The organism is Methylobacterium mesophilicum (assembly GCF_022179445.1).
GTDB lineage: Bacteria > Pseudomonadota > Alphaproteobacteria > Rhizobiales > Beijerinckiaceae > Methylobacterium > Methylobacterium mesophilicum.
The window spans coordinates 36,665-62,939 of record NZ_BPQU01000022.1; the positions used below are offsets into that span (position 1 = coordinate 36,665).

Consider the following 26,275-nt stretch of genomic DNA (forward strand, 5'->3'; position numbering starts at 1 on the left):
CCGGGCGTCAGCTGGCGGACGGTGAGCGGACCCGCTCAGCACCCGATGCAGATGTCGTGCACCACATGGGCCCGGCGGGGACCGGTCCGCTGGTTCGGCAACGGTCCATCCGTCGCGGGAAAGCCGCTGCCGAGCGCCTGAAACCGTCTGCGGCCGCCGGCCGGGTCGGCGGTCGCGGGTTGCGCCGGCGCCGGGGTGCCCGCATCGGCCGGTGGAGCCTGGCTCGGCGCGCTGTTTGCCATGCCGGGATCCGGAAGGGGCATCATCATCCCCTGCGCGGGCGCCGTCGGCGCGAATTCGCCCGCCCGCGCGGCGACGGGCGCGCAGACCAGGGCGATCAGGATCAGCCGAGACCGCACCGGCATGACGCTCTCTCCGCTTCTCCCGCAGGACGATGACCGGCACGCCAGGGCGCGCCGGTCGGGTGAATCTCAGTAAGCCCGGCCGTAGAACGGCTTGGAGACCGGATGATATCGGTCACTCACCGGCCACGTATAGGGCTGGTCTTTAGAGGTACGGATATCGGAGCCGAATTTAGAGGCGTTGAACCCGATGCCGTGGAGGGCGCCGGTCCGGCCCTTGGCACCCGGGGTCGCGGACGCGGCATCGCGTGCCAGCGCCGCGCTCGACAGCCCCACGACGAGAATGGCCGCACACGAAACGCGGCCCCGCATAACGGCTCTCCTGACCTCTTGCATCGTCGCCTCCCTTCCCGGCCGAGGTGCCGGACTTCAAGCAACGGCAGCGCTTCCGCGGGGGTTCCGCCCGTCCGCGCCGCGGCGTCAGAACGCGTTCGCGCCGCCGAGGCAGGCCACCGCGAGCGGTCCGTTGCAGGCCGTATCGGTCTGGCCGGTCCCGGCCGCGATGCCGGCGCCGCCGACCGCTCCGCCGCCGCCACGGGCCACGGTGTCGGTCCCGTCGAGGCCCTGGACCGGCGCCGCGTTCGCAGCGCCCGCGATGCCGGCGCCACCGAACGCGCCGCCCCCGGTGGCGGTGGTGGACGCCGCGGTCGCGGCCGGGTCGACGACGGCCAGCCCCGTCGAGCTGGCGCCGATCCCGGCTCCGGCCCCGAATCCGCCGGCCCCGGAGGCCACCGCCGAGGCCGAGGTCGCGTCGGTGTTCAGGCTCGTGCCGACGGCGGAGCCGCCGCCGAATCCCCCCGTCCCGAAATTCGAGAGCGCGTTGCCCGAGATCGACCCGATCGCCGAACGCGTCGACGTGTTGAAGCCGTTGCGCGTGCCGGTCGCGCCGATCGTGCTCCCGGTTCCGCTCGACCGGGACGGCGTTCCGGTGACGCCGGCGCCACCGGTCGATCCGGATCCCGAGAGGCTGAGCCGGGCCGTGCCGGCGCTGGTGGCGCCGGTCGGCGGCGCGATGCTGCCGCCCCCGGAACCGCCGCCGCCGAAGCTCAGCTGTCCGGCATTCACGAGGCCGCCGCCCTGCGCCGAGAGGGTCGGGAACGGACCGGAGGTGGAGCCGCCGCCGAGGCTGAGCTGCCCCGGGTTGGCGATCGCCGTCAGCGGCTCCAGGGAGGCCGCCGCGGGGACCGTCGCGGTGGCGGACAGGTTCTGGGCCCAGGCCGGAGCGGCGAACGGGACCAGCAGGGCGGCGGCGAGGATGACCCGCATGGCTGTCGGATTCCACGAGACGGTGTGTCCGGGGCCAACACAACCGATTCGGACGGGTTCCGACGGTCTCCTCGCACGTCCCGGATCGAACGCCCCGCGCCGGGTCCGTGATCAGGCCGCCCGCACCCACACCGCGGTGTCGTGGAACGTGGCGCCGTCGTTGGGGGCGGCCGGCGTGTCGCCGATCAGCGCGTTGATGCCGCGCCCGCCCGAGAACGAGGCCGCCGGCCACAGGCTCTCGACCACCACGATCCCGGGCGGCTGCCCCTCCGCGAGGCGGGCGTGCAGCCGCACTTGGCCGCGGGTGTTGCCGATCTCCACCGCGTCCCCGGTGGCGATCCCGAGGCGGGCGCCGTCCGCCGGATGGAGCAGGCAGGTCGGGCGGCCCTCGCGCCGGATCGATTCGGGGCTGTTGGAGAAGGTCGTGTTGAGGAACTGGCGGGCCGGCGGCGCCACCATCCGGAACGGGCGCTCGGCGTCGGCCGGCTCCGACACCGCCCAATGGTCGGGCAGGGCCGGCATGCCGGCGGCGCGCGGACCGAGCGCCGACCAGTCCGGCCCGAACCGGAAGCGCCCGTCCGGGTGGCCGAAGCCGGTGAGGAAGTGGCTCTCGGTGAAGTCCGGCTGCGCGTCGATCCAGCGCTCCCGCTCCAGCCGGTCGAGGCCGCCCCAGCCGGAGCGGGCCAGGGTCGCGTCGGCGAGATCCCGGGCGTTCAGGTCGAAGCCCGGGTGTTCGGCCCCCAGCCGGCCGGCGAGGGCGGCGATCAGGTCGTGGTTGGAGCGGCATTCCCCCGGCGGCGGCAGGAGCGCCGGCCCGGATTGGATGTGGCTGTGCCCGCCGGCCCCGTAGATGTCGTCGTGCTCCAGGAAGGTGGTGGCCGGCAGCACGAGGTCGGCGAGCGCCGCCGTCTCGGTCATGAACTGCTCGTGCACGGCCACGAACACGTCCGGGCGCAGCAGCCCGGCGCGCACCCGGTTGCTGTCGGGGGCCGAGGCCGCAGGGTTCGCCGACTGGATCAGCATCGCGCGCACCGGCGGGCCGCCCTGCAGGGCGTCCGCATCGTCGGCCAGGATCGCGCCGATCCGGCTCATGTCGAGGTCGCGCACCCCCGGGGCCTTGGCGTCGAGGCCCTCGGTCAGGGTCTTGTCCCAGTTGAAGATCGCGGCGTTCTGCCAGAGCGCGCCGCCGCCCTCGTGCTGCCAGGCGCCGGTCACGGTGGGCAGGCAGGTCACCGCGTGCAGGTTGACCGCGCCGTTATGCGTCCGGGTGAAGCCGAAGCCGCAGCGGATGTAGCTGCGCGGCGTCGAACCGTAGAGCGCCGCGAAGGCCTCGATCTCGGCGACCGTGAGGCCGGTGATCGCGGCCGCCCAGGCCGGGTCGCGCGTGGCGAGATGCGCCTCCAGCGCCGCCGTATCCTCGGCATGGGCCGCCAGGTAGGCCCGGTCGGCGTGGCCATCGCGGAACAGCACGTGGAGCACCGCGCAGGCCAGCGCCCCGTCGGTACCGGGCCGGGGGGCGAGGTGGAGGTCGGCCGCCGCGGCGGTGCCGGTGCGGTAGGGGTCGATCACCACCAGCTTGGCGCCGCGCGTCTTGCGGGCCCGGCTGATGTGGCTCATCGCGTTGACCTGGGTGCTCACCGGGTTGCCGCCCCAGACCACGATCAGGTCGGAGAGCGCCATCTCCCGCGGGTCCGGACCCGCGATGCGGCCGACACCGGCGCTCCAGCCGGCGATGGCGATGGCGGTGCAGATGGTGCGTTTGCGCCGGGAATAGCCCATCACGTGGGTCAACCGGTGGATGCCGTCGCGCTGGACGAGGCCCATCGTGCCGCCGGAATTGTACGGCCAGACCGCCTCCGGGCCGTGGCGCCCGGCGGTCTCGCGGAAGGCCGCGGCCAGCCGGTCGAGGGCCGCGTCCCAGGAGATCGGCCGCCACCGGCCGCCGCCCTTGGCGCCGACCCGTTCCAGCGGCTGGAGGATCCGGTCCGGGTGGTGGACCCGCTCGCCGTAGCGGCTGACCTTCGCGCAGATCACCCCGGCGGTGTAGGGGTTGTCGCCCCCCTTCACCGAGACGACGCGGCCCTCCGCCACCTGCACGTCCAGGCTGCAGGCCGAAGGGCAATCGTGCGGGCAGACGGTCCGGGCCAAGCGACGCACTCCGTGGTGGTGTCTCGCGGTGATGGCCGGGATGATGCAAGCGCCGTGCTTTTTTGAGGCGGCCGCACGCGAAGGCCACGCGCAGTCTGCGATCCGTCCCCGCGGCTTCCCCGCCGTCCGTCGAAGAATCCGGCCCGGTCCTTCGCAGGAACGGCCTTCATCCTGCCGGATTGCCGGTATGGTCTCGCAGCCCGGATCCGCTTTAACCCACGATTGTGCCGTTGCCCGAAGAGTTCGCTCAAGGCTTGCGCCGCGCCGGCTGGCTCGCCGGCCTGCCCGCGCTCGCGCTGATCTGGGCCGGCGCGACGCTGTTCGCGACCCCGCAGATCGCCGACGCCCTCGAGGCGGCGGGGGCGCAGGTCGCGTCCGGCACCGCCACGGCCACCGGCGAGCCCTGGCTGCGGCTGGAGGCGCGCGGACGCGACCTGGCGGCGGAGGGCGAGGCGCCGGATGTCGGCGAGCGCGAGACCGTGCTGGCCCGGCTCGCCGCCCTGGACGGGCCCCGGCGGATCGTCTCGGAGGTCGGGCTGGTGGAGACCGCCGCGCCGTTCCTGTGGGCGGCGATCCGCACCGGCTCGGCCCGGGTCGCGCTGGAGGGCAGCCGCCCGGCGGAGATCGGACGGCGGGCCCTGGAGGCGCGGATCACCGGGGCGCTGGCGCCCGGCACCTATCTCGACGACACCGCCCGGGCGGCGCGGGGGGCGCCCCCGGACTTCGCCGGCGCGGCGGCGTTCCTGGCGGCGCGGCTGTCCGGGCTCGCCAAGGGTGGCCGGGCCGCGCTCAGCGACACGGTGCTCAGCCTGTCCGGCGAGGCCCTGGACGTGCCGGCCTACGAGGCGCTGCGGACGGCCCTGGCGAACCCGCCGGCGGGTTTCAGCGTCGGGCGGATCGAGATCGTGCCGCCCGCGGTGGCGCAGTTCCGGTTCTCGGTGGCGAAGTCGGCCCGGGGGATCGTGCTCGACGGGTTCGCGCCCTCCGCGGCGGACCGGGCGGCGGCCCTGCGGGCGGCCGCCGAGGCGGTGCCGGGGGGCAGCGTGCAGGACCGGCTGCTCACCGCCCGGGGGCTCGACCCGGCGATCGACCCGAAGACCCTGATCGGCTTCGCGTTCCGGCTGGCCGAGCTGATCCAGTCCGGCACCGTCGCCTTCGCGGAGGATTCCATCTCGGTCACCGGCGACGCGATCGACGCCCAGGCGATCCCCGACGCCGCCGCGCTGATGCGCGAGGCCCGGCCGGCCGGCGTGAAGCCCGGCCCGGTGACGCTGGCGGCGCGGCCGCTCTCGCCCTACCGGGTCGCGATCCGCCGGACCCCGGAGGCGGTCACGCTCACCGGCCACCTGCCCGACGACGCCACCCGGGAGCGGGTGCTGGCGGCCCTGCGCCCGCGCCTGTTCCGCGAGCCGGTGATCGACCGGACGCGGCTCGCCGACGGCGCCCCGCCGGACCTCGGCGCCGCGCTGGCGGCGGCCGCCCCCCTGGTGGCCAACCTCGCGGCCGGGGAGGTGGCCGTCTCGGACCGGGCGCTGACGCTCACCGGCGAGAGCCTCTACCGCGAAGCCGCGTCTCGGACGCCGGAGCGCCTGGCCGAGGCGCTGCCCCCCGGCTGGACCGGGCAGGCCGCCGTCACGGCCCGCCAGCCCGCCGAGACCCGCGACCCGGCCGCCTGCCGGGCGGAGGCGGGCGCGACGATCGCCGGGGCGTCCCTGCGCTTCCCGGCCGGCGGCGCGACCCTCGGGCCGACCTTCTACCCGGTGCTCGACGCCCTGGCGGTCCTGGCCAAGGCCTGCCCGGCCCTGCGCATCGCGGTCTCGGCGCCGGCCGACCCGGCCAAGGCGAAACCGGCCCAGGGGGCTGGGGCGGGGGAGGGCGCCGGGGAGGGCGCCGCACCCACCGAGACCCCGCCGACCCCGATGGCCGCCCAGCCGGCGGCGACCGGTGCGGTCAAGGATGCGCCGAAGGAGCCGGCGAAGCCCGCCCCGAAGGCGCAGGCCGAGACCCACGCGGCCCCGAAGAACCCCGAGGCCGCCAAGAAGACGGATGGCAAGAAGACGGATGCCAAGAGTTCGGATGCCAAGAGTTCGGATGGCAAGACTTCGGATGGCAAGTCGGCCGCGTCCAAGCCCGCATCGTCTCAGAAAACAGCAAAACAACCGCCCAAGGAGGCTACGGACGACCCGCCCCTCGACCTGCCGCGCCTGCGCGCCCAGGCCGTGATCGAGTATCTGCTCCAGGCCGGGGTCCGGCCGGACCAGGTCGGCGCCGGGCCGGATGCGCCGGCCGGCCCCGTCATCCTCGCGCTGCTGCCGTGAGGGAAGGACCGCGCGCCCGCCCCGGTTTGCGCCTATGATCGCCGCCGCATGACGTTCGTGACCGACCCATATCCCGACCCGATCCGTCATTCTGAGATGCCGCGAGGCGGCCTCGAAGGCGGGCGCCGGGGATCGCCGCGGCATTCGGGGGCCTCCTGCGAGGCGGCCGCGGCGCGGCGGCCCGTGGGGGGCTGTGAGCTGCTCGATTCATCGCGCGGGGCAGGCGATGACGAGGCCGCGTTTCTCGGAAGGGCCATCCCGCCGCGCGAGCCGCGGTGGGACGTCTCCCGCAGGTTTGGGGCCGAGGTCGATGACGGAACGCGACGGGCGCCCTGTCCCGAGGCGCAAGCGCGTTCGGCGCCCGGGAGACCGAAGGGCGATCGATCGAGGGCCTCAGGGCCTCTCCGGATGAGGGAGCGGGGCGGGCGGCCCTGCCGGAGCGCCGGGAAGGCCGGACGGCCGTGACGCTGCTGATCGCCGGCTTCTGGCCCGGACTCGCCGGGGCGGCCGCGCTCGGCCTGCTGGTCGGAGCGCTCGCGGGCTGGCCGGCCCGGCCGGGCGTGCCGCTCGCCCTGTGCGGGCTGGCCGTGCTGCTGGCGGGGATCGCGCTCGCCGGGATCGTGCCGGGCCTGCCCGGCCTGTGGCTGGAGGGCGCCGCCCTGATGCTGCCGCCCTACCTCGCCGGCTGCGCGCTCGGCGCCCTCGGCCGCCGCCTGGCCGCGCGGTCCTGAGGCCGCGGCGTCGAACGGCACGGGAACCGGTCCGCCCCCCGACGACGTTGCTTCTGCGAGAATGGCCCTGAGGGCCTACAACCGGAAGAGGCGATCCGATGCCGAACCTGACGCGCTCCGCCCGACGCTACGCCCTCCGTCTGCCGCGCCCCCGGGCCGGCGCCGCCGCCACCGGCCTGTTCCTGGCCGCCCTGGCGCTCTCGGCCGCCACGGTCCCGCTGGTCGAGCCGACGAACGCCAGCACCGCCCAGGCCTCGCTGGCCCGCTGAGGCTCGACGAGGGGCGGCGTTCCAAAGAAGGTTCGCCCCGCCGACGACGCGCGCGCTCCCTCCCCCCGCAGAGGGGGGAGGGTGGGCCGGCGCAACATCCGCTCCGGCCTGCAACCCCCACCCCTCCGACGCCGTTGTCAGCCCGGGCGGACCCCGCCCCGGAGGGACGCTTATGGGTTTGCTCGAATCGGCGATCGGCGGCGTGCTCGGTCAGGTGTTCGGCGGCCAGAAGCAGGGGGCCGGGGGGATGTCGCCCCTGGTGAAGGCCCTGCTGATGCTGCTGCTCGCCAAGGGCGCCAGCGGCGGCTTCGGCGACATCTTCGGGCGCGGCCATCAAGGTGAGCCGGGGCCCGAGGCCGACCGGTCCGGCGGCGCCGGCCCCTACGGGCGCGATCCGGGCCAGCACCCCGCCGATGCCGGCGGACGCGGCGACCCGGGCGATATCGGCGGCTGGGACCAGTCCGGCCAGCGCCGGGAGGCCGGCCCCGCCGACCCGTCCCTGCCGCCCGGCGATTTTTCCGACCTGTCCGGCATGCTCGACGGCCCGGGCGAGTCCGGCCCGGCCCGGACCGGCGCCGCCCCGGCCCCACGCGGCGGTTTCGGACAGGATGACGGACAGGGCGACCTGGGCGGCCTCGACGGCCTGGTCGACCGCTTCCGCCAGGGCGGCCTCGGCGACGTGATCGAATCCTGGATCGGCCACGGCAGCAACCGCCCGGTGGCCCCGGCCCAGCTCGCCCAGGCGCTCGGCCCCGACACCCTCGACACCCTCCAGAGCCAGACCGGGATGGACCGCGAGGCGCTGCTCTCGCAACTGGCCCAGGCGCTGCCGGAGGTGGTGCACGCGCTCACGCCCCAGGGGCGAGTGCCGGGGGCGGAGGAGCGTCGGGGGTGGTGAGGGTTGCGGTCACCCGCGTGCAGGAAAGCCGGAATGACTTGGTGGGTCGTAAGCAACCCAAAGCTTCGATCTCCTGAAGCATAAGAACTTAAGTGATCACCGACTGCCACAAGCGGATTTTCCGATCTCTCCCTCATCCTGCGGTGCTGCGCAGCAGCCTAGAAAGAGCCCGCCAGGGATCACCGTGACCTCTGGAGATCTCCTTCGAGGCCTACTCTGTGGCACCGCAGGATGAGGGGGAGGTTGGGACGATCAGCAAACATATTCGGCGCGTCGCCGACGTCCTCCTCCAGCGGAGACCGAATCGCCCGTCAGGACTTCCAAGGGTAAGCGGTGAGGAACCGCCCCTGCGTAGCGCTGGTGACTTCCCAAACGCTGCGGAGCGACATGACACGTCCATCCGGCGCTTCCAGAGGGCCTTCGAACACGTGGCGCGGCAAGCCGAGGGGAAGCACCACGGCACGCCCCGGCCAATGATCGACCGCATGTTTCACCAGATCACCGGCGAGCCGTTCGGGCTCCTCCGCGGCATAGCCGAAGGCCAGCAGATACTTGGCTTTGGAGGCGCCATCGGTATGCAGAGGGTTGAGCAGGTAGCTGACGATCTTGGGCCATTCGACGGTCCAGACGATCGCTTCGACGTCGGCGGTCACACCGGGGCGCGCTCGACGAGTCTGATGTCCCCGGGCCGAACCGTCGCAAGCGCGCCGACGGGTGTCGGAAACTCGACCACGTAGGCCTCACCGTCGCGATAGACGCCGACGATGGTTCCCTCCGTGCCCGGTGCCAGCACATCGCCATCGTCGCTGGTCGCAGCCGTCATCAATGCAACCCGGTCGAGATCCCGAAGATCCGACCGCGATGCGTCCTGCCGAAACTGGTAGGCGAATTCCAGCGTCATGGCAGCATGATAGGCGCGCGCCGGGATTGCGCAAGCACCGTTTCCGAAGACCAAGCTGAAGACTATCGGTCTCCCGAGAGCCGGTGTCACTAGTCTTTCCCCCCCGCAGCCTCATCCTGAGGCGCCGAAGCGAAGCAGAGGCCTCGAAGGAGGCCTCCAGCCAGCAACGCAATCCCTGGAGGCCTCCTTCAAGTCTGCTGCGCAGCACCTCAGGATGAGGTTGAGGTTTGGGATCGCACAGTCAGAAACGCAGCTGAGACCCGCGACCCTGCTTTTAATCGCGCAAGACTAAGTAGCTTCGGCCGTCAGGCGACCCGCCGCATCACCAAACTCGCATTCGTCCCACCAAACCCAAACGAGTTCGACAGCACCACGTCCACCTGCTTGCGCTTCGCCTCGAACGGCACGAGGTCGATCTTGGTCTGGACGGAGGGGTTGTCGAGGTTGAGCGTCGGCGGGATCACGCCGTCGCGCAGGACGAGGATCGAAAAGATCGCCTCGACCGAGCCGGCGGCGCCGAGCAGGTGGCCGACCGAGCTCTTGGTGGAGGACATCGTCGCGTTGGCGGCGGCATCCCCCAAAAGACGCTCCACGGCCTTCAGCTCCAGCTCGTCGCCCATGGGCGTCGAGGTGCCGTGGGCATTGATGTAGCCGATCTCGGCGGGCGAGATGCCGGCGCGCTTCACGGCCGCGGTCATGCAGCGGAAGGCGCCGTCGCCGTCCGGGGACGGGGAGGTGATGTGGTAGGCGTCGCCCGAGAGGCCGTAGCCGACCACCTCGGCGTAGATCTTGGCGCCCCGGGCCTTGGCGTGCTCGTACTCCTCGAGCACGACGATGCCGGCGCCCTCGCCCATGAGGAAGCCGTCCCGGTCGCGGTCGTAGGGGCGGGAGGCCTTCTCCGGGGTGTCGTTGAAGCCGGTGGTCAGCGCCCGGCAGGCCGAGAAGCCGGCGATCGACAGGCGGTTGACCGGCGATTCGGCCCCGCCCGCCACCATCACGTCGGCGTCGCCGAGCGCCACCAGGCGGCTCGCGTCGCCGATGGCGTGGGCGCCGGTGGAGCAGGCCGTGACCACGGCGTTGTTCGGGCCCTTGAGCCCGTAGGCGATCGAGACCTGGCCGGAGGCGAGGTTGATGATCCGGCCCGGGATGAAGAACGGCGAGATCCGGCGCGGGCCCTTCTCGTGGAGGGTGATCGCGGCGTCGTAGATGCCGCCGATGCCGCCGATGCCGGAGCCGATCAGCACGCCGGTGGCGCACTGGTCCTCGTGGCTCTTGGGGTGCCAGTTGGCGTCCTTCAGGGCCTCGTCGGCCGCCGCCATCGCGTAGACGATGAACGGATCGACCTTGCGCTGCTCCTTGGGCTCCATCACCGCGTCGGGGTTGAAGGTGCCGTCGGTGCCGTCGCCGAACGGGACCTGCGCGGCGACCCGGCAGGGCAGGTCGGCGGATTCGAAGCCGCGGATCGGGCCGGCGCCGCTGTCGCCCGCGATCAGCCGGCTCCAGGTGTGCTGCACCCCGCTGCCGAGCGGCGTGACCATCCCCAGACCCGTGACCACCACCCGCCGCATGCTACCTGTCCCGTCTCAAGAACCGTCTTGGGACGCGCTCCCCCCGCCGCCATCGACGCCGGCCCGGTGCCGGAGCGCATCTCGAACAACCGATCGCGGCCGGATCGGTGCCACCGAACCGCGAAACGCAGAACGGCGCGGGGGCTGCTTCGCCTCACCCGCGCCGCGTGAAACCGAATCCGGCGCCTCAGGCGGCCGAGTTCTTTTCCAGGAACTTCACCGCGTCGCCGACCGTCTGGATGGTCTCAGCGGCGTCGTCCGGGATCTCGACGTTGAATTCTTCCTCGAAGGCCATGACCAGCTCGACGGTGTCGAGGCTGTCGGCACCGAGGTCGTCGATGAAGTTGGCGCTCTCGACCACCTTCTCGGGCTCGACGCCCAGATGCTCGACGACGATCTTCTTCACGCGCTCAGCGATATCGCTCATCGGTCTTCCGTCCTCGTCCTTTTGGTCTGTCAGTCTTCTCGGGGTGCCGTGGCCGCGCCGCGCCCCTTCGGGCTTGTTGGCGAGCCGGTGTCGATCGCGCGTGTTTCGAGGTGAACTGGGAGGGCCCCGCCGGGGGGCCTTGGACTGAAAACCCGCTGAACCGTCAACCCCCTGTACGGCTGCGGGGCGTGGTAGCACAGGGTTCCCGCCCTGGCGAGAGCCGTTCAGAATCCCTTCATCGGTGTGGCCCGCGCGTGTCTAAGACATCGCTTCGGGCCTAGAACATCGCCATGCCGCCGTTCACGTGCAGGGTGTGGCCGGTGACGTAGGCCGCTTCCGCGGACGACAGGTAGATGCAGGCGGCGGCGACCTCCGCGCCCTCGCCCAGCCGCCCGGCCGGCACCCGGGCGAGGATGCCCTCGCGCTGCTTCTCGTTGAGCGCGTCGGTCATCGGCGAGCTGATGAAGCCCGGCGCGATGCAGTTGACCGTGATCCCGCGCGAGGCGACCTCGGCGGCGAGCGCCTTGGTCATGCCGACCAGGCCGGCCTTGGCGGCGGCGTAGTTGCCCTGGCCGGGATTGCCGGTCGAGCCCACCACCGAGCCGATGTTGACGATCCGTCCGGAGCGGCGGCGCATCATGCCCTTCACCGCCGCGCGCGAGAGCCGGAAGGCCGCGGTGAGGTTGACGGCGAGCACCTGCTCCCACTCGTCGTCCTTCATCCGCATGAACAGGTTGTCCCGGGTGATGCCGGCATTGTTGACCAGGATGTCGAGGGGCCCGATCGCCGCCTCGGCCGCCGGCACCAGGCCCTCCACCGAGTCCTTGTCGGAGAGGTCGGCCGCCACCGGACTCGCCCGCTCGCCGAGTTCCGCGGCCAGGGCCTCCAGCGCCGCGGGCCTCGTGCCGGACAGCGCCACGGTGGCGCCCTGGGCGTGCAGCCCCCGGGCGATCGCCTGGCCGAGGCCGCCGGTGGCGCCGGTCACGAGGGCTTTCCGGCCGGTGAGATCGAACATGCGGGACTCCCTTTGTCCTAGAGCGTGAACGCCGCCACGTCCGCGGGCGTGCCGACGGCCGCGGCGCGGGCCTGGGGCGCGATGCGCTTGACCAGGCCGGTGAGCACCTTGCCGGCGCCGAGCTCGTAGAACTGGTCGGCCCCCGCGGCCGCCATGGCGGCGACGCTCTCGCGCCAGCGCACCGTGCCGGTGACCTGCTCGACCAGGGCGGCCCGGATCGCGTCCGGCTCCGCGACCGGGGCCGCGGTCACGTTGGCGTAGAGCGGCACCCGGGGGGCGTTCAGGGTCACGGCGGACAGCGCCTGCGCCATCGCGGCGGCGGCGGGCGCCATCAGGCGGCAGTGGAACGGGGCGGAGACGTTGAGCATCACGGCGCGCTTGACCCCGCGCTCCGTGGCGATGCCGACGGCGCGCTCCACGGCCGCCCGGTCGCCCGACAGCACCACCTGGCCGCCGCCGTTGTCGTTGGCGACGTCGCAGGCCGCGCCGTCCGATTCGAGCGAGGCCGCCTCGGCGATGCCGCGGGCCGCCTCGACATCGGTGCCGATCAGGGCCGCCATCGCGCCCACGCCCGGCGCCACCGCCGCCTGCATGGCCTCGCCGCGCAGGCGCAGCAGCCGGGCCGCATCCGCGATCGACAGGCTGCCGGCGGCCGCGAGCGCCGCGTACTCGCCGAGCGAATGCCCGGCCACGCAGGCGACGTCCCGGGCGAGGTCGAGGCCGCGCTCGGCCTCCAGCACGCGCAGGACCGCGAGGCTCGCCGCCATCAGGGCCGGCTGGGCGTTGGTGGTGAGGGTCAGGTCCTCGACGGGCCCGTCGAACATCAGCCGGGAGAGCGGCTGGGACAGGGCGTCGTCGACTTCGTCGAGCACGGCCCGCGCCTGCGGGAACGCGTCGGCCAGCGCCTTCGCCATGCCGACCGCCTGGCTGCCCTGGCCGGGAAAGATGAGTGCGCGCATGGCTTGTCTTGATCGCTCTCGCCGGGCGGCGCGCGAACGCCGCCCGTGTCGGCCGAAACTCTCGAATGGGGCGCGCACTCGCACCCGGGGCAGCGGGTGTCAACAATGCGTCGCACAATCCGCCACCCGCCCGGACCCTGCCCGCCGCGAAGCCCCGCAGCCGCCCCCGTCCCGCCCCCCGTGCCACGCCCCCGTCCCCGCGCCCGCCAGACGCGCGCCGGGCGCAACCCGCTGTGCTTGTTGCACAACGGCATTCCGTGTAGAGTGCGGCCACACCCGACATCACCCGTCGCTTAAGCTGAGGAGCCGCCCCGCATGGCGCGCGTCACCGTCGAAGACTGCATCGAGAAGGTCGAGAACCGGTTCGAGCTGGTGCTCCTGGCGAGCCACCGGGCGCGCCTCCTGGCCGCCGGCGCCCCGCTCACCATCGACCGCGACCGCGACAAGAACCCCGTCGTGGCTCTGCGCGAGATCGGCGACGAGACGATCACGGCCGACGACCTCAAGGAACAGCTGATCCACTCGATGCAGAAATACGTCGAGGTCGACGAGCCGGAGGCCGAGACCGTGCCGCTGCTGTCGAGTTCGCCGGCCGCCGCCGCCGTGGCCCCGCAATCCTCCAGCGACGATGGGGCGGTCCAGTTCGACCGCATGAGCGAGGAGGACCTGCTGCGCGGCCTCGAGAACCTCGCCCCGCCGGTCGAGACCGACGACGAGGGCGAGTGAGCCCGAGCATCGAGTAGGGGCGTGTAAGCCTCGGAAAGCGAGCCGCACCACGTGGGTCTGGATGATCACGACCTGACCGCGACCGGACCCGGCGGAGACGCCGGGTTCTTGCGTTCGGACGGCGAAACCGTCGCAACCGGCGCTTTTCCCCCGCCGGGGGCTGGCGCCGGCACGCCCGTTGCGGGAGAGTCGGCCGTGATCCCGACCCCGCGTGCCACCCAGGAACCGACGACGTCCCGGCGGATGATGCGCCAGTACGAACTCGTCGAGCGGGTGAAGCGCTACAACCCGGCCGCCGACGAGGCGCTGCTCAACCGCGCCTACGTGTACGCCATGCAGGCGCACGGCACGCAGAAGCGCGCGTCCGGCGACCCGTTCTTCGCGCATCCCCTCGAAGTCGCCGGGATCCTCACCGACCTCCACCTCGACGACGCCACCATCGTGGCCGCGGTCCTGCACGACACCGTGGAGGACACCGAGGCGACCCTGGAGGAGATCCGCCGGCTGTTCGGGCCGGAGATCGGCGCGCTGGTCGACGGGCTGACCAAGCTCAAGCGGCTCGACCTGGTCTCCAAGCAGGCCGCCCAGGGCGAGAACTTCCGCAAGCTGCTCCTGGCGGTCGCCGCGGACGTGCGCGTGCTGCTGGTCAAGCTCGCCGACCGCCTGCACAACATGCGTACCCTCCACCACATGCGGGAGGACAAGCGCCACCGCATCGCCCAGGAGACCCTGGACATCTACGCGCCGCTCGCCGGCCGGATGGGGATGCAGGAGCTGCGCGAGGAGTTGGAGGACCTGGCCTTCCGCAACATCGAGCCGGAGGTCTACGCCACCATCACGCAGCGGCTCGCCCGCCTCACCGCCAAGTCCGAGCGGGTGGTCGAGACCATCGCGCAGGTGCTGACCGAGAAGCTGTCGGCCCAGGGCATCACCGCCGAGGTCAGCGGCCGGCAGAAGCGGCCGTTCTCGATCTGGTCGAAGATGGAGCGCAAGTCGGTCGCCTTCGAGCAGCTCTCCGACATCTTCGGCTTCCGGGTGATCGTGGACACGGTCCAGGATTGCTACGCGGCGCTCGGGATCGTCCATACCAGCTGGCCGATGGTGCCGGGCCGGTACAAGGACTACATCTCGACCCCGAAGCAGAACGATTACCGGTCGATCCACACCACGGTGATCGGGCCCAAGAGCCAGCGCGTCGAGCTGCAGATCCGCAGCCGCGCCATGGACGACATCGCCGAATACGGCATCGCGGCGCACGCCCATTACAAGGAACTCGGCAAGGACGTGCCCAGGGAGCCGGGCAGCGTCCACCCGAAGCTGGCCGCCGAGAGCGGCGCCTACCAGTGGCTGCGCCGGACCATCGAGCTGCTGGCCGAGGGCGACAGCCCGGAAGAGTTCCTGGAGCACACGAAGCTGGAGCTGTTCCAGGACCAGGTGTTCTGCTTCACCCCGAAGGGCCGGCTGATCGCCCTGCCGCGGGGCGCGACGCCGATCGACTTCGCCTACGCGGTGCACACCGACGTCGGCAACTCGGCGGTGGGCGCCAAGATCAACGGCCGCATGGCGCCGCTGCTGCACGAGCTCGCCAACGGCGACGAGGTCGAGATCAGCCGGTCGGACGGCGCCTCGCCGCCGGCCGCCTGGGAATCCCTGGTGGTGACCGGCAAGGCCCGGGCGGCGATCCGGCGGGCGACCCGGACGGCGGTGCGCCGGCAATATGCCGGGCTCGGCCGCCAGATCCTCGACCGGGCGTTCGAACGCGCGGCCAAGACCTTCTCGGAGGACAAGCTGCGCGGGGCGCTGCCGCGGCTGGCCCGCGCCACCACCGAGGACGTGTTCGCCGCCGTCGGGCGCGGCGAGATGTTTTCCGGCGACGTGGTCCGGGCGGTCTATCCCGACCACCGCGACGAGCGCCGGCCCTCCTCGCAGGGGGCGCTGAACGGGGCCGGCCGGCTCGTGCGCTCGGCCGACCAGACCATGCGGCTGACCTTCCCGGGTAGCGAAGGCCGCAGCGACGCCATCCCGATCCGGGGCCTGGCCGGCGACCTGCCGGTGACCTTCGCGCCGAACGGCGGCGCGGTCCCGGGCGACCGGATCGTCGGCATCCTGACCCCCGGGGTCGGCGTGACCGTCTACCCGATCCAGTCGGCGGCGCTCGCCGCCTTCGACAACGAGCCCGAGCGCTGGCTCGACGTCCGCTGGGACACCGAGGCCTCGGGCAGCGAGCGATTCCCGGCCCGCCTGGCGCTGAAGTCGATCAACGAGCCGGGGGTGTTCGCCCAGATCGCCCAGGTGATCGCCGACCACGACGGCAACATCGACAACATCTCGATGAAGCGCCGCACCCAGGACTTCACCGACATCACCATCGACCTGTCGGTCTGGGACCTCCAGCACCTCACGGCGATCATCGCGGAGCTGCGCGGCAAGCGACCGGTCAACAGCGTCGAACGGGTGAACGGCTGAGACCAGCCGACGCCCCGGCGCGGGGCAGATCTCAGGTTTTCCAGTCCAACCTCGGTAAAGGGCCGTCGTGGCGCGGGCGTATACACCGGGATACGATGAACGCCTTCGCGCGCGCGCGCGATCGGCGCCGCAAGAGGCACATCCCCTGCGATTGACTTGACACAGCTGCGTTTCAACCGAATGGTTGGCCCGCCCGGGTGACGGTCGCCCGGAAGGGGACCGTGCTTACGCGTCCCGGATTTCAATCCGTCTCGGTATTCGATCGCGACGATGCGGCCCCGGGTTTTCAGCCCCGGACCTCGACCAGCCGTTTCAGCACACGATTTCCGACAACCCGTATTCTTCAGGATTCGACCCATCCATGGCAGCACCGCAGCGCAGCGCCCTCTTCATCGACGGCGCGAACCTCTACGCGACCACCAAGGCCCTCGGCTTCGATATCGACTACAAAAAACTGCTCAAGGAATTTCAGGCTCGCGACAACCTGCTGCGCGCGTTCTACTACACCGCGATGATCGAGGATCAGGAATATTCCTCGATCCGGCCGCTGATCGATTGGCTCGACTACAACGGCTACCGCGTCGTGACCAAGCCCGTGAAGGAGTTCACGGACTCGATGGGCCGCCGCAAGTACAAGGGCAACATGGATATCGAGCTGGCGATCGACGCCCTCGAACTCAGCCCGCATATCGACCACATGGTGCTGTTCTCCGGCGACGGCGACTTCCGCTCGCTGGTCGAGGCGATGCAGCGGCGCGGCGTCAAGGTGACGGTGATCTCCACCATCCAGACCCAGCCGGCGATGATCTCGGACGAGCTGCGCCGGCAGGCCGACGAGTTCGTGGATCTGGCGAGCCTGTCGAACCGCATCGGCCGGGAGCCGAGCGAGCGCCCGGTCCGGCCCCCCGGCGAGACCGCCAGCCGCTACCGCGGCGAAGCCCGCCCGAGCCCGGCCCTCGAGAACCGCTACGGCATCCGCCAGCCGGACGCCGAGGAAGGCTGATCTTCAGGCGCTGCCGCCGTCGAGCCAGTCGATCACCTGCCGGGCGCTGCGGTCGGGCGGGAACACCGGGTAGAACACCCGCGCGACCACGCCGTCGTCGATCACCAGGGTGAGGCGGCGCAGGAGCACCTGCCCGCCCGCCTCGAACACCGGCAGGCGCGCGGCCATCGCGAAGGCGCGGTGCGGGTCGGCCAGCAGCGGGAACGGCAGCCGCAACCGCTCGGCGGCCTCGCGCTGGTCGGCACCGGTCTGGGTCGAAAGGCCGAAGACCTGCGCGACGCCGCGCTCCCTCAACGCGGCGTGGTGGTCGCGGAAGTCGCAGGCCTGCGGGGTGCAGCCCCGGGCGCCGGGAATCGCGTCCCAGTCCGGCGTCAGGGCCGGCTTCCCCGGCGTGCCGGTGCGGGGATAGGCATAGGCCACCGTGCGGCCGGAGAGCTTCGCCAGCGAGACGGTCCGGCCGTCCGTGGCGGTCAGCGCCACGTCGGGCAGCTTCATCCCGCGCAGGTGATCGGCCGCGCCGTCATCCACGGGGGCGGGGAGGTCGGCGGGCAGGCTGTCGGGACGATCGGTCATGGGCGGCTCCTCTGCTGCCGCCAGAGTAGATCGCCGGCGGCCAAAGGCGAATCGCTCATCCCACGCGACGATCTCCGAAACCGGCGACTGTGAACCGCTGGGATTGATTGATCCGCAATGCAAATGCATTACATTTCCAGGATGGGAATCGGGGTGCGTGCGATGGCGAAGGCAGCCGAGATTCTGGAGATTCCAGCCACGGTCACCGCACGGGGCCAGACGACCGTGCCTGCGGCGATTCGGCGGATGCTGGGACTGAAGAATGCGGGACCCATCGTGTTCCGAACCCTCGCCGACGGCACGATTACCGTCGCGAAGGGCGCGGATCCGCAGGCCGCGGAGGATCCTGCGCTCCGCCCGTTCCTCGCCCTGCTTGAGCGGGACATCGAGACACGCCCGCAGGCCATCGAGCCGGTCTCTCAGGATCTGTATGCGCGCGCAGCGGCCCTGGTCGATGGGATCGAGGTCGATCTCGATAGCGCGCTCCCGGATGATGAGGCGTGAGCGGCGCGCCGCTGATCGTCAGCGGATGGGCGATCTATGCGCATCCGTTGTTTCTCGATCAGTTGGAGGACCTGATCTTGCAGGTCGAAGACGCGAAGGCGAAAGATCCCGACGGCTATCGGAAGACGCGCAGCGCGAAGCTGCTGGCCGCAGTGCTGAAGGTCGCTTTCGCGGTCATTCCCGAGGATCCGACCCGAACCGAGCACCGCCAGGGCGACACGCTTGGCGCCAGGCACAGGCACTGGTTCCGCGCGAAATTCCTCCAGCAATACCGGCTCTTCTTTCGCTACAGGGACGCGGATGGGCTCAGAGTGATCGTGCTGGCCTGGGTGAACGACGATCGGATGCTGCGGGCCTACGGAAGCCGATCGGATGCCTATGCGGTGTTCCGGAAGATGCTGCGCTCCGGCAAACCTCCCGACGACTGGAACACCCTGTTGTCGGAAGCGCGCGACGCGACGGCGCGGAGCCGCCGCGAACGCGTCCGCCCCCGAACCTGAAACGGCCGCCGTCCCGAAACCCTACCCCCGGTCCCGGAGCAGCCGCGCCCGGTCGCGCTGCCAGTCGCGCTCCTTGGAGGCCTCGCGCTTGTCGTGGGCCTGCTTGCCCTTGCCCAGCCCCAGCTCGATCTTCGCCCGGCCCTTGTCGTTGAAGTAGATCTTCAGCGGCACCACCGTGTAGCCCTGGCGCTGGGTCGCGCCGATCAGCTTGTTGATCTGGCGGCGGTGCAGCAGCAGCCGGCGCGGACGCTTGGGCTCGTGGTTGAAGCGGTTCGCCTCCAGGTATTCCGGGATGTAGCAGTTGAACAGCATCAGGTCGCCGCCGGAGGGGCCCGCATAGGCCTCGCCGATGGTCGCCTTGCCGCCGCGCAGGGACTTCACCTCGGTGCCGGTCAAGGCGATGCCGGCCTCGAGCGTGTCCTCGATCGTGTAGTGGAAGCGCGCCGCGCGGTTGTCGGCGACGACGCGCCGACTGGGCTCCGGTTTCGGGGCCATGTTTCGTGACTCTCCTCAGCCTTCCAGAAGGCCGGCGTGGCGCAGGGCGTCGTCCACGATGCGGCGCGTCGCCTCCGAGACCGGCACCAGCGGCAGGCGCAGGTCCTCGGTCATGTGGCCGAGCTTGGCCAGCGCGTACTTGGTCGGGCCCGGGTTGGCCTCGGCGAACAGCCCGCTCTGGAGCGGGAACAGCCGGTCCTGGAGCGCCAGCGCCTTGGCGTAGTCCCCCGCCAGCGAGGCGTCCTGCAGTTCGGCGCAGAGGCGCGGCGCGACGTTGGCCACCACCGAGATGCAGCCGTGTCCGCCCTGGGCGTTGTAGCCGAGCGCCGTCGCATCTTCGCCCGAAAGCTGGAGGAAGTTCGCCCCCATGGCCTGACGCTGCTGGCTGACGCGGTCGATCTTGGCGGTCGCGTCCTTCACGCCGGCGATGTTCTTCAATTCGAACAGGCGGGTCATCGTCTCGACGCTCATGTCGACGACGGAGCGCGGCGGGATGTTGTAGATGATGATCGGAATGCCGACCGCGTCGTTGACGGCCTTGAAGTGGGCGTAGAGACCCTCTTGCGTCGGCTTGTTGTAGTAGGGCGTGACCACCAGGACGGCGTCGGCGCCGGCGCGCTCGGCGTGGCGCGCCCGGGCCACCGCCTCGGCGGTGGAGTTGGAGCCCGCGCCCGCCACCACGGGGACGCGCCCGCCGGCCTCGTCGATGCAGGACTCGACCACCCGGTCGTGCTCGGCATGGGTGAGGGTCGGGCTCTCGCCGGTGGTGCCGGTCGGCACGAGGCCGTGGCTGCCCTGCTCGATCTGCCAGCGCACGAAGTTCCGGAACGCGGCCTCGTCGAAGGCGCCGTCGCGGAACGGCGTCACAAGCGCGGTGAGCGAGCCCCGCAGGCGGCTCCCGGTCATCTCGGTCATCTCAGGCGTCCCAAAGAGGCTCAGCTGGGGTCTCGGCGGAATGGCGTGTCCCGGCGTTCTCGGGGCCGCGCGTCCGGCACGCCGTTCGGCGGCGGACGGGCAGACATAGAAGGTCGCGCCACGGTGCGCAAACAGATCGTGGCGAGGGTTTACGGGTTCTTAATGCCCCCGCGCCGATCTTCATTTCTTTCCACTCCGGTCGCGAGAAGGGGGGAAACGTGATCCGAGCCCAGTCGATCCGCGGTCCACTGATCCGAGCGCTGGCCTCGACGCGCACGCCGCTGGCGGCGGTCGCGCTGGTCACGACCCTCGGGGTCGTCACGACCCTCGGGGTCGCCCTCGCCGGCCAAGTCGGCCAGACCGGCACCGACGCGCCCGCCTCGCAGCCGACGCCGCCCTCGAGCGACGCCGCCCTGTCGCCCGCCCAGACCCGAAGCACCGAGGCCGAGCTTGTCGCCGACCCGGTCGCGGCCGACGCCCTCAAGCTCGATCCGGCCCAGACCGCCAAGGGAGGCGAGAAGGGCTCGGACCGGGGCGAGGAGGCCGCCGGCAAGATCCCGGCCGCCGCCACCGCGTACGCCTCCGCCGATCCCGACGCCCCCGTGGCGTTCCCGCTGCCCGACGCCGCGGTGACGCCGGCCGCCCCGGTGCCCGAGGTCCCCGACCCGGGCAAGCCGAAGATCGCGGGCGACACCGATCCGACGCTGCTGCGCGGCGCCATCGACCTCTACCGCAAGGGCCGGGTCGCCGACGGCGACCGGATGCGCGACGGCTTCACCGATCCCGCCGCGAAGGCGCTGCTCGAATGGGTGGCGATCCGCGCCGGCGCCGGCATCGGCTTCGCCCGCACCGTCGCCTTCACCCGGGCCAACCCGACCTGGCCGGCCGGGCCGCTGCTGCGCCGCCGGGCCGAGGAGGCGCTGCTGTCCGAGCGCAAGCCCCCGGCCCTGGTCCGCGCCTTCTTCGCCACCGCCAAGCCGGTGAGTGCGCCGGGCAAGTTCGCCCTGGCGCTGGCCCTGCGGGCCGACGGCTTCGACGGCGACGCCGCCGAGATCGTCCACGACCTGTGGCGGACCGAGAGCTTCGGCAAGAGCCTGGAGGCCAAGGTCCAGGATGCGTTCCCGGGCGTGCTCACCCGGATCGACCACCGCTACCGGATGGAGCGGGCGCTCCTGAAGGACGATTGGGAGAGCGCCGGCCGGGCCGCCGGCTACGCGGGCGGCGGCTATGCCAGCCTCGTGCGCGCCCGCCGGGCCGTCGAGGACAAGGCCGGCGGGCCGGCCGCGCTCGCCGCGGTGCCGCCCTCCCTGCGCGGGGACGCCTCCTACATCTTCTCCCGGGCGCAGTTCTTCCGCCGCGCCGACAAGCCCGAGGAGGCCGCCGCGATCCTGGCCACGGCGCCCAGCAACCCGGACGTGCTGGTCGACGGCGACGAGTGGTGGGTCGAGCGCCGGATCGTGGCCCGCAAGCTCCTCGACCTCGGCGATTCCAGGACCGCCTTCACGGTGGCGAGCGGCCACGCGGCCCGCACCCCCGAGAAGCGCCTGGAGGCGGAGTTCCACGCCGGCTGGATCGCCCTGCGGTTTGCCGGCGACCCGGCGAGCGCCGCGCAGCACTTCGCCCGGATGGCGACCATCGCGGAGAGCCCGGTCTCGCTGGCGCGGGCCGCCTACTGGCAGGGCAGGGCGGCCGAGTCCCTCGGCCAGCACGACGTGGCAAAGGCGTTCTACGAGCGCGCCGCCCTGCAGCCGATCGCCTATTACGGCCAGGTCGCCCGGGCCCGGCTCGGCCAGACCAGCCTGCCGCTGCGCGCGCCGGCCGACCTCGAAGGCGTGGAGCGGCAGGCGTTCGAGGACCGGCTGTCGATCCGGGCCCTGCGCCTGCTCGGCGAGGCCGGCCTCAAGGACCTGGCGCTGCCGCTCTACATCGACGCCGCCCGGGACCTCACCGACCCGCGCGAGATCCAGGCGCTCGGCGACCTCGCCACCGAGATGAAGGACGCCCGCGCCCTGGTGGCGGTCGGCAAGCTCGCGGTGCAGCGCGGCCTGCCGCTCGACGCCCACGCCTATCCGACCATCGGGATCCCGACCTACGAGACCTTCACGGCGGTGCCGCAGGTGGAGCGGGCCATGGTCTACGCCATCGCCCGGCAGGAGAGCCAGTTCGATCCCCGGGCCCAGTCCGGCGTCGGCGCCCGCGGCCTGATGCAGATGATGCCGGCCACCGCCCAGCGCACCGCCCGCCGGGTCGCCACATCCTTCGACGTCGACCGCCTGACCAGCGACCCCGCCTACTGCGCCAAGCTCGGCCAGGCCCATCTCGGCGAGCTGATGGAGGATTGGCGCGGCTCCTACGTCCTCGCCTTCGCGTCCTACAATGCCGGCGGCGGCAACGTGAAGAAGTGGATCGACGCCTACGGCGACCCGCGCAAGGGCGAGGTCGACGTGATCGACTGGGTCGAGCGCATCCCGTTCACCGAGACCCGCAACTACGTGCAGCGGGTGATGGAGAACCTGCAGGTCTACCGCTCCCGCCTGGACAACCGCAGCGCCCTGCTGATCGACGGGGATCTGCACCGCGGGGCGCGGTAGGGGCCCGCACACGACGGCGCGGTTCGGGGCGGGCGGGGCGAAAAGTCCCTTCGAACCGGATACGCGCATTCCCTTCCCCCGCAGAGGGGGGGAGGCGGACGCGCGTGGGTCCGCCCGCCTCCCTTACCGCCGCTCGTCCTCGATGATGCCGCGGATGACGGTGAGCGCGCGCGCGCGGCCCTCGCTGGTCCGGATCGCCGACCAGAGCCGCAGGCATTCCTGCGCCCCGGCCTGGCCGTCGGTCGTGCCTTCGTCGTCGAAGAACCGCTCGACCGGGATGCCCAGGATTCCGGCGAGCGTTAGCAAGGCCTTGGTCCCTGGCTTGTCCGAGCCGCTCATGACGGACGATCCTCTGCCACCAAGTCGGTCGCGATCGCGGCGCAATCGGGCTCGACCCTGGGTCCTCGATTCCATGCGCGCTGAGGCCGAACCGATATTCCTGTCTGCGGCGCGCATGAGCCGGTATAAATCCATCACCGGCATAGTATAAAATAATGTATAAAGATCAAGGCTGCTATCTTTATTTAATTCTCAGGGTTACATTTCATACGAACCGAGCCGGCCCGGAACGCTGCAATGATTTTTTCGACCGATGCGTCTGGTCGGTTCGTCTATCTCAGTGGTGAGTGGTCCGAGATCACGGGGCAGGACCGGTCGGCCGCGCTGGGTCTCGGCTGGCTCGACCGCGTCCCCGAGACCGACCGGGCGACCATCCAGGACGTGTTCAGCCGGGCCGCGGCCGCCGTCAGCGAATTCAGCCTGCGCTTCCGGCTGCACTGCGCCGACGGAAGCGTGCGGTGGCTCGGCGCCGGGGGCCTGCCCTCGTTCGGCCCCCCGGATTCGACCTTCCTGGGCTATCTCGGCTCGATGATCGAGATGACCCCGAGCGCCACGGACGGGATGCAAGCCTACGGCCATGTCGGCCGCTACCTGCCGCCGCCGACGCATCATGCGACCGCGCCGCAGGATCACCTGGACCGGATCGCCGACCACCTGATCATCGCCCACTCGCTGATCGAGGGCGACGGCGCCAAGAGCGCCCTGCCGGGCCTGCGCGCCGCCCTGTTCGAGGTCGGGCGCGCCATCGCCCGCCGGAGCACGGAAACGCCGAACGCCTACAACTGACGGGTCCCCATCGTTCACGGTCCACGACAGGGCACAACCGCCGGGTGCCGGACCGGTCGTTGCGGGCGAAGCCGGTGACGAAACGCGACACGCCGCATCCGTCTCGGCAGCAAAACCCGTCGCATCGCAGCTGACAGGCGCGCTCCCTCCCCCCTCTGCGGGGGAGGGTGGGCCGGCCGTCAGGCCGGGTCGGGAGAGGGGAGCCCGGGCTCAGGACATGGCGCGGCCGGCATGACGGGCAAAGCTTGTTTCTGCGCCGTCGCTCCCCTTTTGCGGGACTTCGTCCCGGCCCGACCGCCTTCGCGGGCCACCCTCCCCCTCTGCGGGGGAGGGAACGCGCGTGTTGGCCTCGGACAGATGTATTTTGCGGCCGCGAACCATCCGGACTGCGATCTGTGAATCCGGTAGCTCGTGCGGGGTAGGGGCCCCGCGCTCCATCCTGCGCCCGCGCCGCCCACACCGATGCGGGCATCCGGTGGCCGCTGCGGGGGCGGGACGCTAGCGCTGCCCGCGCCGGAGCAGGAACACCCCCTGGGCGCCGAACAGGTTCCAAACCCACCAGGGCATGGAGAAGCGCATCGGCCGGCCCCGGCCGTCCAGGGCGGTGGCGGTCTCGATCTCGGCGCCGATGAGCCGGCACAGGCCGACGAAGTCGCGGATCGTGCAATGGTGGATGTTGGGCGTCTCCCACCAGGCATCCGGCATGATCTCGGTGACCGGCATCCGGCCGCGCAGGGCCAGCTCCGAGCGCACCCGCCAATGCCCGAAATTCGGGAACGAGATGATCACCTGCCGGCCGATGCGCAGCAGGTGCTCCAGCACGATCCGGGGATTGCGGGTCGCCTGGATGGTCTGGGACAGCACGACCACGTCGAAGGCGTCGTCCGGATAGTTCTCCAGGTCGGTGTCGGCGTCGCCCTGGATCACCGACAGGCCCCGGGCCAGGCAGGCGTTGACCCCGTCCCGGGACAATTCGATCCCGCGGCCGTCGATGCCGCGCCGGTCGCGCAGCAGCGCCAGCAGGGAGCCGTCGCCGCAGCCGATATCGAGGACGCGGGCGCCCGCCGGCATCAACCCGAGCACGACGATGTGGTCGACGCGGGCGCCGCCGCCCTCGGCGGTGCGGGGGAGGGTGTCGGTGGATTGCCACGGCGCGCCGGGGGCGGCCTTGCCCGAGGAACCCTTGAACAGCATCGAGCCGCTCATAGGCCGCGGGCCCGGGCGGCGGCGTCGATGAAGCCCCGGGCGGCCGAGAACATCGCCGGCTCGTCGAGCAGGAAGGCGTCGTGGCCCTTGTCGGTCTCGACCTCGACGAAGGCGACCGGGGCTGCGGCGGCGTTCAGGGCGTGCACGATCACCCGGGACTCGGAGGTCGGGAACAGCCAGTCGGAGGTGAACGAGATCAGGCAGAACCGGGTCTTGATCCCCCGGAACGCGTTGGCCAGCGCGCCGCCATGGTCCTCGGCGAGGTCGAAATAGTCCATCGCCCGGGTGAGGTAGAGGTAGGCGTTGGCGTCGAACCGCTCGACGAAGCTCAGGCCCTGGTGGCGCAGGTAGCTCTCGATCTGGAAGTCGGCGTTGAACGAGAAGGTCGGGGCCGAGCCGCCCTGGAACCGCCGTCCGAACTTCCGGTGCAAGGCCGGCTCGGACAGGTAAGTGATGTGCGCGCCCATCCGGGCGACGCCGAGCCCCTTGGACGGCCGTGTGCCCTCCTCGAGGTAGCGCCCGTCCGCCCAGGCCGGGTCGGCCATGATCGCCTGCCGGCCGACCTCGTGGAACGCGATGTTCTGCGCCGAGTGGCGCGGGCCCGTGGCGATCGGCATCGCGGCGAAGACCCGGTCGGGATAGAGCGCCGCCCATTGCAGCACCTGCATCCCGCCCATCGAGCCGCCGATGCACAAGAACAGGTCGCGCACGCCGAGCCGCTCCAGCAGCATCATCTGGGCGCGGACCATGTCGCGGATCGTCACCAGCGGGAAGTTCAGCCCGTAGGGCCGCCCGGTGGCGGGATCGATCGAGGCGGGGCCGGTGGAGCCCATGCACGACCCGATCACGTTCGAGCAGACGACGAAGTAGCGGTCGGTGTCCACCGGCTTGCCGGGGCCGACCAGGGTCTCCCACCAGCCGGGCTTGCCGGTGAGCGGATGCGGATGGGCGAAATACTGGTCGCCGGTGAGCGCGTGGCAGATCAGCACCGCGTTCGTGCCCGCTTCGTTCAGGGTGCCGGCGGTCTGGTAGGCGATCTGGAAGGGCGCGAGCTCGACGCCGGCGTCGGTCAGCAGCGGCGCGTCCGCGCCGAACCGCATGACCAGGCTTTTCGGGTCGAGCGCCTGCGAAGGCTCCGACAGGCGCCCGGTCGTCTCGTCGATCGGGTCCGGCCGCAGGGCCGTGTCCGGTTGGGTATCCATGCGGGACTTGACGACCGTGTGTCGGCGATCCCGGTCCGCGGCAGGGGGCGCGGTGTCGCGAGACCCGCCCCACTCGCCCGACGCGGCCAGCGAGACCGGGAGGTAAT

At 71.8% G+C, this 26,275-nt stretch carries 27 protein-coding genes; 11 read left to right on the forward strand and 16 right to left on the reverse strand.

The genetic code is table 11. The features are described 5' to 3' along the window. Positions 1-35 precede the first annotated feature (35 nt). From MFF40_RS19740 to MFF40_RS19755, 4 genes are all read right to left on the reverse strand, one after another. Positions 36-365, reverse strand: a complete 330-nt coding sequence (locus MFF40_RS19740) for a hypothetical protein (RefSeq protein WP_147897381.1) — start codon at positions 363-365, stop codon at positions 36-38. A gap of 66 nt (positions 366-431) precedes the next feature. Next, positions 432-698 (reverse strand): hypothetical protein, encoded by a 267-nt coding sequence (locus tag MFF40_RS19745; RefSeq protein WP_147897382.1) that lies wholly within the window; start codon positions 696-698, stop codon positions 432-434. 84 nt (positions 699-782) lie between these two features. Continuing rightward, entirely contained in the window at positions 783-1,628 is an 846-nt protein-coding gene (locus MFF40_RS19750) for a hypothetical protein (RefSeq protein ID WP_147897383.1), read from the reverse strand. Positions 1,629-1,739: 111 nt separating this feature from the next. After that, the gene (locus tag MFF40_RS19755) at positions 1,740-3,776 is read right to left on the reverse strand and encodes a molybdopterin oxidoreductase family protein (RefSeq protein WP_238261905.1); all 2,037 of its coding nucleotides are present in this window, start codon (positions 3,774-3,776) and stop codon (positions 1,740-1,742) included. Between the two features lie 224 nt (positions 3,777-4,000). Between MFF40_RS19755 and MFF40_RS19760 the strand changes: the two genes are divergently transcribed. From MFF40_RS19760 to MFF40_RS19775, 4 genes are all read left to right on the forward strand, one after another. After that, positions 4,001-6,094, forward strand: a complete 2,094-nt coding sequence (locus MFF40_RS19760; RefSeq protein ID WP_283206114.1) for a hypothetical protein — start codon at positions 4,001-4,003, stop codon at positions 6,092-6,094. A gap of 461 nt (positions 6,095-6,555) precedes the next feature. After that, positions 6,556-6,825, forward strand: coding sequence for a hypothetical protein (locus MFF40_RS19765; protein WP_147899630.1), 270 nt, complete (start codon positions 6,556-6,558; stop codon positions 6,823-6,825). A gap of 98 nt (positions 6,826-6,923) precedes the next feature. Continuing rightward, positions 6,924-7,094, forward strand: a complete 171-nt coding sequence (locus MFF40_RS19770; RefSeq protein ID WP_187193645.1) for a hypothetical protein — start codon at positions 6,924-6,926, stop codon at positions 7,092-7,094. Between the two features lie 172 nt (positions 7,095-7,266). Continuing rightward, positions 7,267-7,992, forward strand: a complete 726-nt coding sequence (locus MFF40_RS19775; protein ID WP_238261909.1) for a YidB family protein — start codon at positions 7,267-7,269, stop codon at positions 7,990-7,992. A 311-nt stretch (positions 7,993-8,303) separates the two neighbouring features. Here the strand turns inward: MFF40_RS19775 and MFF40_RS19780 are convergent, their stop codons facing one another. From MFF40_RS19780 to fabD, 6 genes are all read right to left on the reverse strand, one after another. Continuing rightward, on the reverse strand, positions 8,304-8,645 hold the full coding sequence (locus MFF40_RS19780; protein ID WP_238261910.1) for a DUF6883 domain-containing protein: 342 nt from the start codon (positions 8,643-8,645) through the stop codon (positions 8,304-8,306). Then, on the reverse strand, positions 8,642-8,893 hold the full coding sequence (locus MFF40_RS19785; protein ID WP_147899481.1) for a DUF4926 domain-containing protein: 252 nt from the start codon (positions 8,891-8,893) through the stop codon (positions 8,642-8,644). Before MFF40_RS19785 ends, MFF40_RS19780 begins: the two co-directional genes overlap by 4 nt. A 305-nt stretch (positions 8,894-9,198) precedes the next feature. Next, positions 9,199-10,461, reverse strand: coding sequence for a beta-ketoacyl-ACP synthase II (fabF, locus tag MFF40_RS19790; protein ID WP_147856663.1), 1,263 nt, complete (start codon positions 10,459-10,461; stop codon positions 9,199-9,201). A gap of 187 nt (positions 10,462-10,648) precedes the next feature. Continuing rightward, positions 10,649-10,888 (reverse strand): acyl carrier protein, encoded by a 240-nt coding sequence (locus MFF40_RS19795; RefSeq protein ID WP_007559070.1) that lies wholly within the window; start codon positions 10,886-10,888, stop codon positions 10,649-10,651. A gap of 277 nt (positions 10,889-11,165) precedes the next feature. Then, the gene (fabG, locus tag MFF40_RS19800; RefSeq protein ID WP_147899482.1) at positions 11,166-11,903 is read right to left on the reverse strand and encodes a 3-oxoacyl-[acyl-carrier-protein] reductase; all 738 of its coding nucleotides are present in this window, start codon (positions 11,901-11,903) and stop codon (positions 11,166-11,168) included. Between the two features lie 17 nt (positions 11,904-11,920). Next, positions 11,921-12,862 (reverse strand): ACP S-malonyltransferase, encoded by a 942-nt coding sequence (gene fabD / locus MFF40_RS19805; RefSeq protein WP_147899483.1) that lies wholly within the window; start codon positions 12,860-12,862, stop codon positions 11,921-11,923. A gap of 315 nt (positions 12,863-13,177) precedes the next feature. Between fabD and rpoZ the strand changes: the two genes are divergently transcribed. The 3 genes from rpoZ to MFF40_RS19820 all read left to right on the forward strand — a co-directional run bounded on the left by rpoZ (position 13,178) and on the right by MFF40_RS19820 (position 17,057). Then, entirely contained in the window at positions 13,178-13,588 is a 411-nt protein-coding gene (gene rpoZ / locus MFF40_RS19810; protein WP_147855510.1) for a DNA-directed RNA polymerase subunit omega, read from the forward strand. A 243-nt stretch (positions 13,589-13,831) separates the two neighbouring features. Beyond that, positions 13,832-16,054, forward strand: coding sequence for a RelA/SpoT family protein (locus MFF40_RS19815; RefSeq protein WP_147855516.1), 2,223 nt, complete (start codon positions 13,832-13,834; stop codon positions 16,052-16,054). Positions 16,055-16,415: 361 nt separating this feature from the next. Continuing rightward, a complete protein-coding gene (locus MFF40_RS19820) occupies positions 16,416-17,057 on the forward strand; it encodes a LabA-like NYN domain-containing protein (RefSeq protein ID WP_238261912.1) in 642 nt (213 codons plus the stop codon). Positions 17,058-17,060: 3 nt separating this feature from the next. On the opposite strand, the gene MFF40_RS19825 is transcribed toward MFF40_RS19820, so the two are convergent. Beyond that, positions 17,061-17,630: a peroxiredoxin gene (locus MFF40_RS19825; protein ID WP_147899258.1), complete on the reverse strand. Its 570-nt coding sequence runs from the start codon at positions 17,628-17,630 to the stop codon at positions 17,061-17,063. 162 nt (positions 17,631-17,792) lie between these two features. Between MFF40_RS19825 and MFF40_RS19830 the strand changes: the two genes are divergently transcribed. Beyond that, a complete protein-coding gene (locus tag MFF40_RS19830) occupies positions 17,793-18,134 on the forward strand; it encodes a type II toxin-antitoxin system PrlF family antitoxin (RefSeq protein WP_147855513.1) in 342 nt (113 codons plus the stop codon). Beyond that, on the forward strand, positions 18,131-18,634 hold the full coding sequence (locus tag MFF40_RS19835; RefSeq protein ID WP_238261914.1) for a type II toxin-antitoxin system YhaV family toxin: 504 nt from the start codon (positions 18,131-18,133) through the stop codon (positions 18,632-18,634). Before MFF40_RS19830 ends, MFF40_RS19835 begins: the two co-directional genes overlap by 4 nt. A gap of 21 nt (positions 18,635-18,655) precedes the next feature. On the opposite strand, the gene smpB is transcribed toward MFF40_RS19835, so the two are convergent. Both smpB and dapA read right to left on the reverse strand, forming a co-directional pair. Further along, positions 18,656-19,129: an SsrA-binding protein SmpB gene (gene smpB / locus MFF40_RS19840; protein ID WP_092043114.1), complete on the reverse strand. Its 474-nt coding sequence runs from the start codon at positions 19,127-19,129 to the stop codon at positions 18,656-18,658. Between the two features lie 15 nt (positions 19,130-19,144). Further along, positions 19,145-20,044, reverse strand: coding sequence for a 4-hydroxy-tetrahydrodipicolinate synthase (gene dapA / locus MFF40_RS19845; RefSeq protein WP_147855515.1), 900 nt, complete (start codon positions 20,042-20,044; stop codon positions 19,145-19,147). A gap of 248 nt (positions 20,045-20,292) precedes the next feature. Here dapA and MFF40_RS19850 point away from each other — a divergent pair, with 248 nt between their 5' ends. Next, positions 20,293-22,635 carry a transglycosylase SLT domain-containing protein gene (locus MFF40_RS19850; protein WP_378995216.1) on the forward strand — a complete coding sequence of 781 codons (2,343 nt, stop codon included), beginning with the start codon at positions 20,293-20,295 and terminating at the stop codon, positions 22,633-22,635. Between the two features lie 123 nt (positions 22,636-22,758). Here the strand turns inward: MFF40_RS19850 and MFF40_RS19855 are convergent, their stop codons facing one another. Beyond that, positions 22,759-22,974 (reverse strand): hypothetical protein, encoded by a 216-nt coding sequence (locus tag MFF40_RS19855; protein ID WP_238261918.1) that lies wholly within the window; start codon positions 22,972-22,974, stop codon positions 22,759-22,761. A gap of 237 nt (positions 22,975-23,211) precedes the next feature. Between MFF40_RS19855 and MFF40_RS19860 the strand changes: the two genes are divergently transcribed. Further along, positions 23,212-23,760 (forward strand): PAS domain-containing protein, encoded by a 549-nt coding sequence (locus MFF40_RS19860; RefSeq protein ID WP_147856209.1) that lies wholly within the window; start codon positions 23,212-23,214, stop codon positions 23,758-23,760. Positions 23,761-24,258: 498 nt separating this feature from the next. Here MFF40_RS19860 and metW read toward each other — a convergent pair whose 3' ends face one another. Both metW and metX read right to left on the reverse strand, forming a co-directional pair. After that, positions 24,259-24,966, reverse strand: coding sequence for a methionine biosynthesis protein MetW (metW, locus tag MFF40_RS19865; RefSeq protein ID WP_238261920.1), 708 nt, complete (start codon positions 24,964-24,966; stop codon positions 24,259-24,261). Next, positions 24,963-26,168: a homoserine O-acetyltransferase MetX gene (gene metX / locus MFF40_RS19870; protein WP_147899512.1), complete on the reverse strand. Its 1,206-nt coding sequence runs from the start codon at positions 26,166-26,168 to the stop codon at positions 24,963-24,965. The genes metW and metX overlap by 4 nt, the downstream gene beginning before the upstream one ends. Positions 26,169-26,275: the final 107 nt, after the last annotated feature.

Excerpts from the sequence above, each read along its gene's own strand:
- MFF40_RS19815 (WP_147855516.1), top strand. The coding sequence starts at position 13,832 with ATGATGCGCCAGTACGAACTCGTCGAGCGGGTGAAGCGCTACAACCCG.
- fabF (WP_147856663.1), bottom strand. The coding sequence starts at position 10,461 with ATGCGGCGGGTGGTGGTCACGGGTCTGGGGATGGTCACGCCGCTCGGC.
- MFF40_RS19785 (WP_147899481.1), bottom strand. The coding sequence starts at position 8,893 with ATGACGCTGGAATTCGCCTACCAGTTTCGGCAGGACGCATCGCGGTCG.
- MFF40_RS19860 (WP_147856209.1), top strand. The coding sequence starts at position 23,212 with ATGATTTTTTCGACCGATGCGTCTGGTCGGTTCGTCTATCTCAGTGGT.
- MFF40_RS19820 (WP_238261912.1), top strand. The coding sequence starts at position 16,416 with ATGGCAGCACCGCAGCGCAGCGCCCTCTTCATCGACGGCGCGAACCTC.
- fabD (WP_147899483.1), bottom strand. The coding sequence starts at position 12,862 with ATGCGCGCACTCATCTTTCCCGGCCAGGGCAGCCAGGCGGTCGGCATG.
- MFF40_RS19745 (WP_147897382.1), bottom strand. The coding sequence starts at position 698 with ATGCAAGAGGTCAGGAGAGCCGTTATGCGGGGCCGCGTTTCGTGTGCG.
- MFF40_RS19795 (WP_007559070.1), bottom strand. The coding sequence starts at position 10,888 with ATGAGCGATATCGCTGAGCGCGTGAAGAAGATCGTCGTCGAGCATCTG.
- metW (WP_238261920.1), bottom strand. The coding sequence starts at position 24,966 with ATGAGCGGCTCGATGCTGTTCAAGGGTTCCTCGGGCAAGGCCGCCCCC.
- metX (WP_147899512.1), bottom strand. The coding sequence starts at position 26,168 with ATGGATACCCAACCGGACACGGCCCTGCGGCCGGACCCGATCGACGAG.
- MFF40_RS19740 (WP_147897381.1), bottom strand. The coding sequence starts at position 365 with ATGCCGGTGCGGTCTCGGCTGATCCTGATCGCCCTGGTCTGCGCGCCC.
- MFF40_RS19775 (WP_238261909.1), top strand. The coding sequence starts at position 7,267 with ATGGGTTTGCTCGAATCGGCGATCGGCGGCGTGCTCGGTCAGGTGTTC.
- fabG (WP_147899482.1), bottom strand. The coding sequence starts at position 11,903 with ATGTTCGATCTCACCGGCCGGAAAGCCCTCGTGACCGGCGCCACCGGC.
- MFF40_RS19825 (WP_147899258.1), bottom strand. The coding sequence starts at position 17,630 with ATGACCGATCGTCCCGACAGCCTGCCCGCCGACCTCCCCGCCCCCGTG.
- smpB (WP_092043114.1), bottom strand. The coding sequence starts at position 19,129 with ATGGCCCCGAAACCGGAGCCCAGTCGGCGCGTCGTCGCCGACAACCGC.
- dapA (WP_147855515.1), bottom strand. The coding sequence starts at position 20,044 with ATGACCGAGATGACCGGGAGCCGCCTGCGGGGCTCGCTCACCGCGCTT.
- rpoZ (WP_147855510.1), top strand. The coding sequence starts at position 13,178 with ATGGCGCGCGTCACCGTCGAAGACTGCATCGAGAAGGTCGAGAACCGG.
- MFF40_RS19750 (WP_147897383.1), bottom strand. The coding sequence starts at position 1,628 with ATGCGGGTCATCCTCGCCGCCGCCCTGCTGGTCCCGTTCGCCGCTCCG.
- MFF40_RS19830 (WP_147855513.1), top strand. The coding sequence starts at position 17,793 with ATGGCGAAGGCAGCCGAGATTCTGGAGATTCCAGCCACGGTCACCGCA.
- MFF40_RS19770 (WP_187193645.1), top strand. The coding sequence starts at position 6,924 with ATGCCGAACCTGACGCGCTCCGCCCGACGCTACGCCCTCCGTCTGCCG.
- MFF40_RS19855 (WP_238261918.1), bottom strand. The coding sequence starts at position 22,974 with ATGAGCGGCTCGGACAAGCCAGGGACCAAGGCCTTGCTAACGCTCGCC.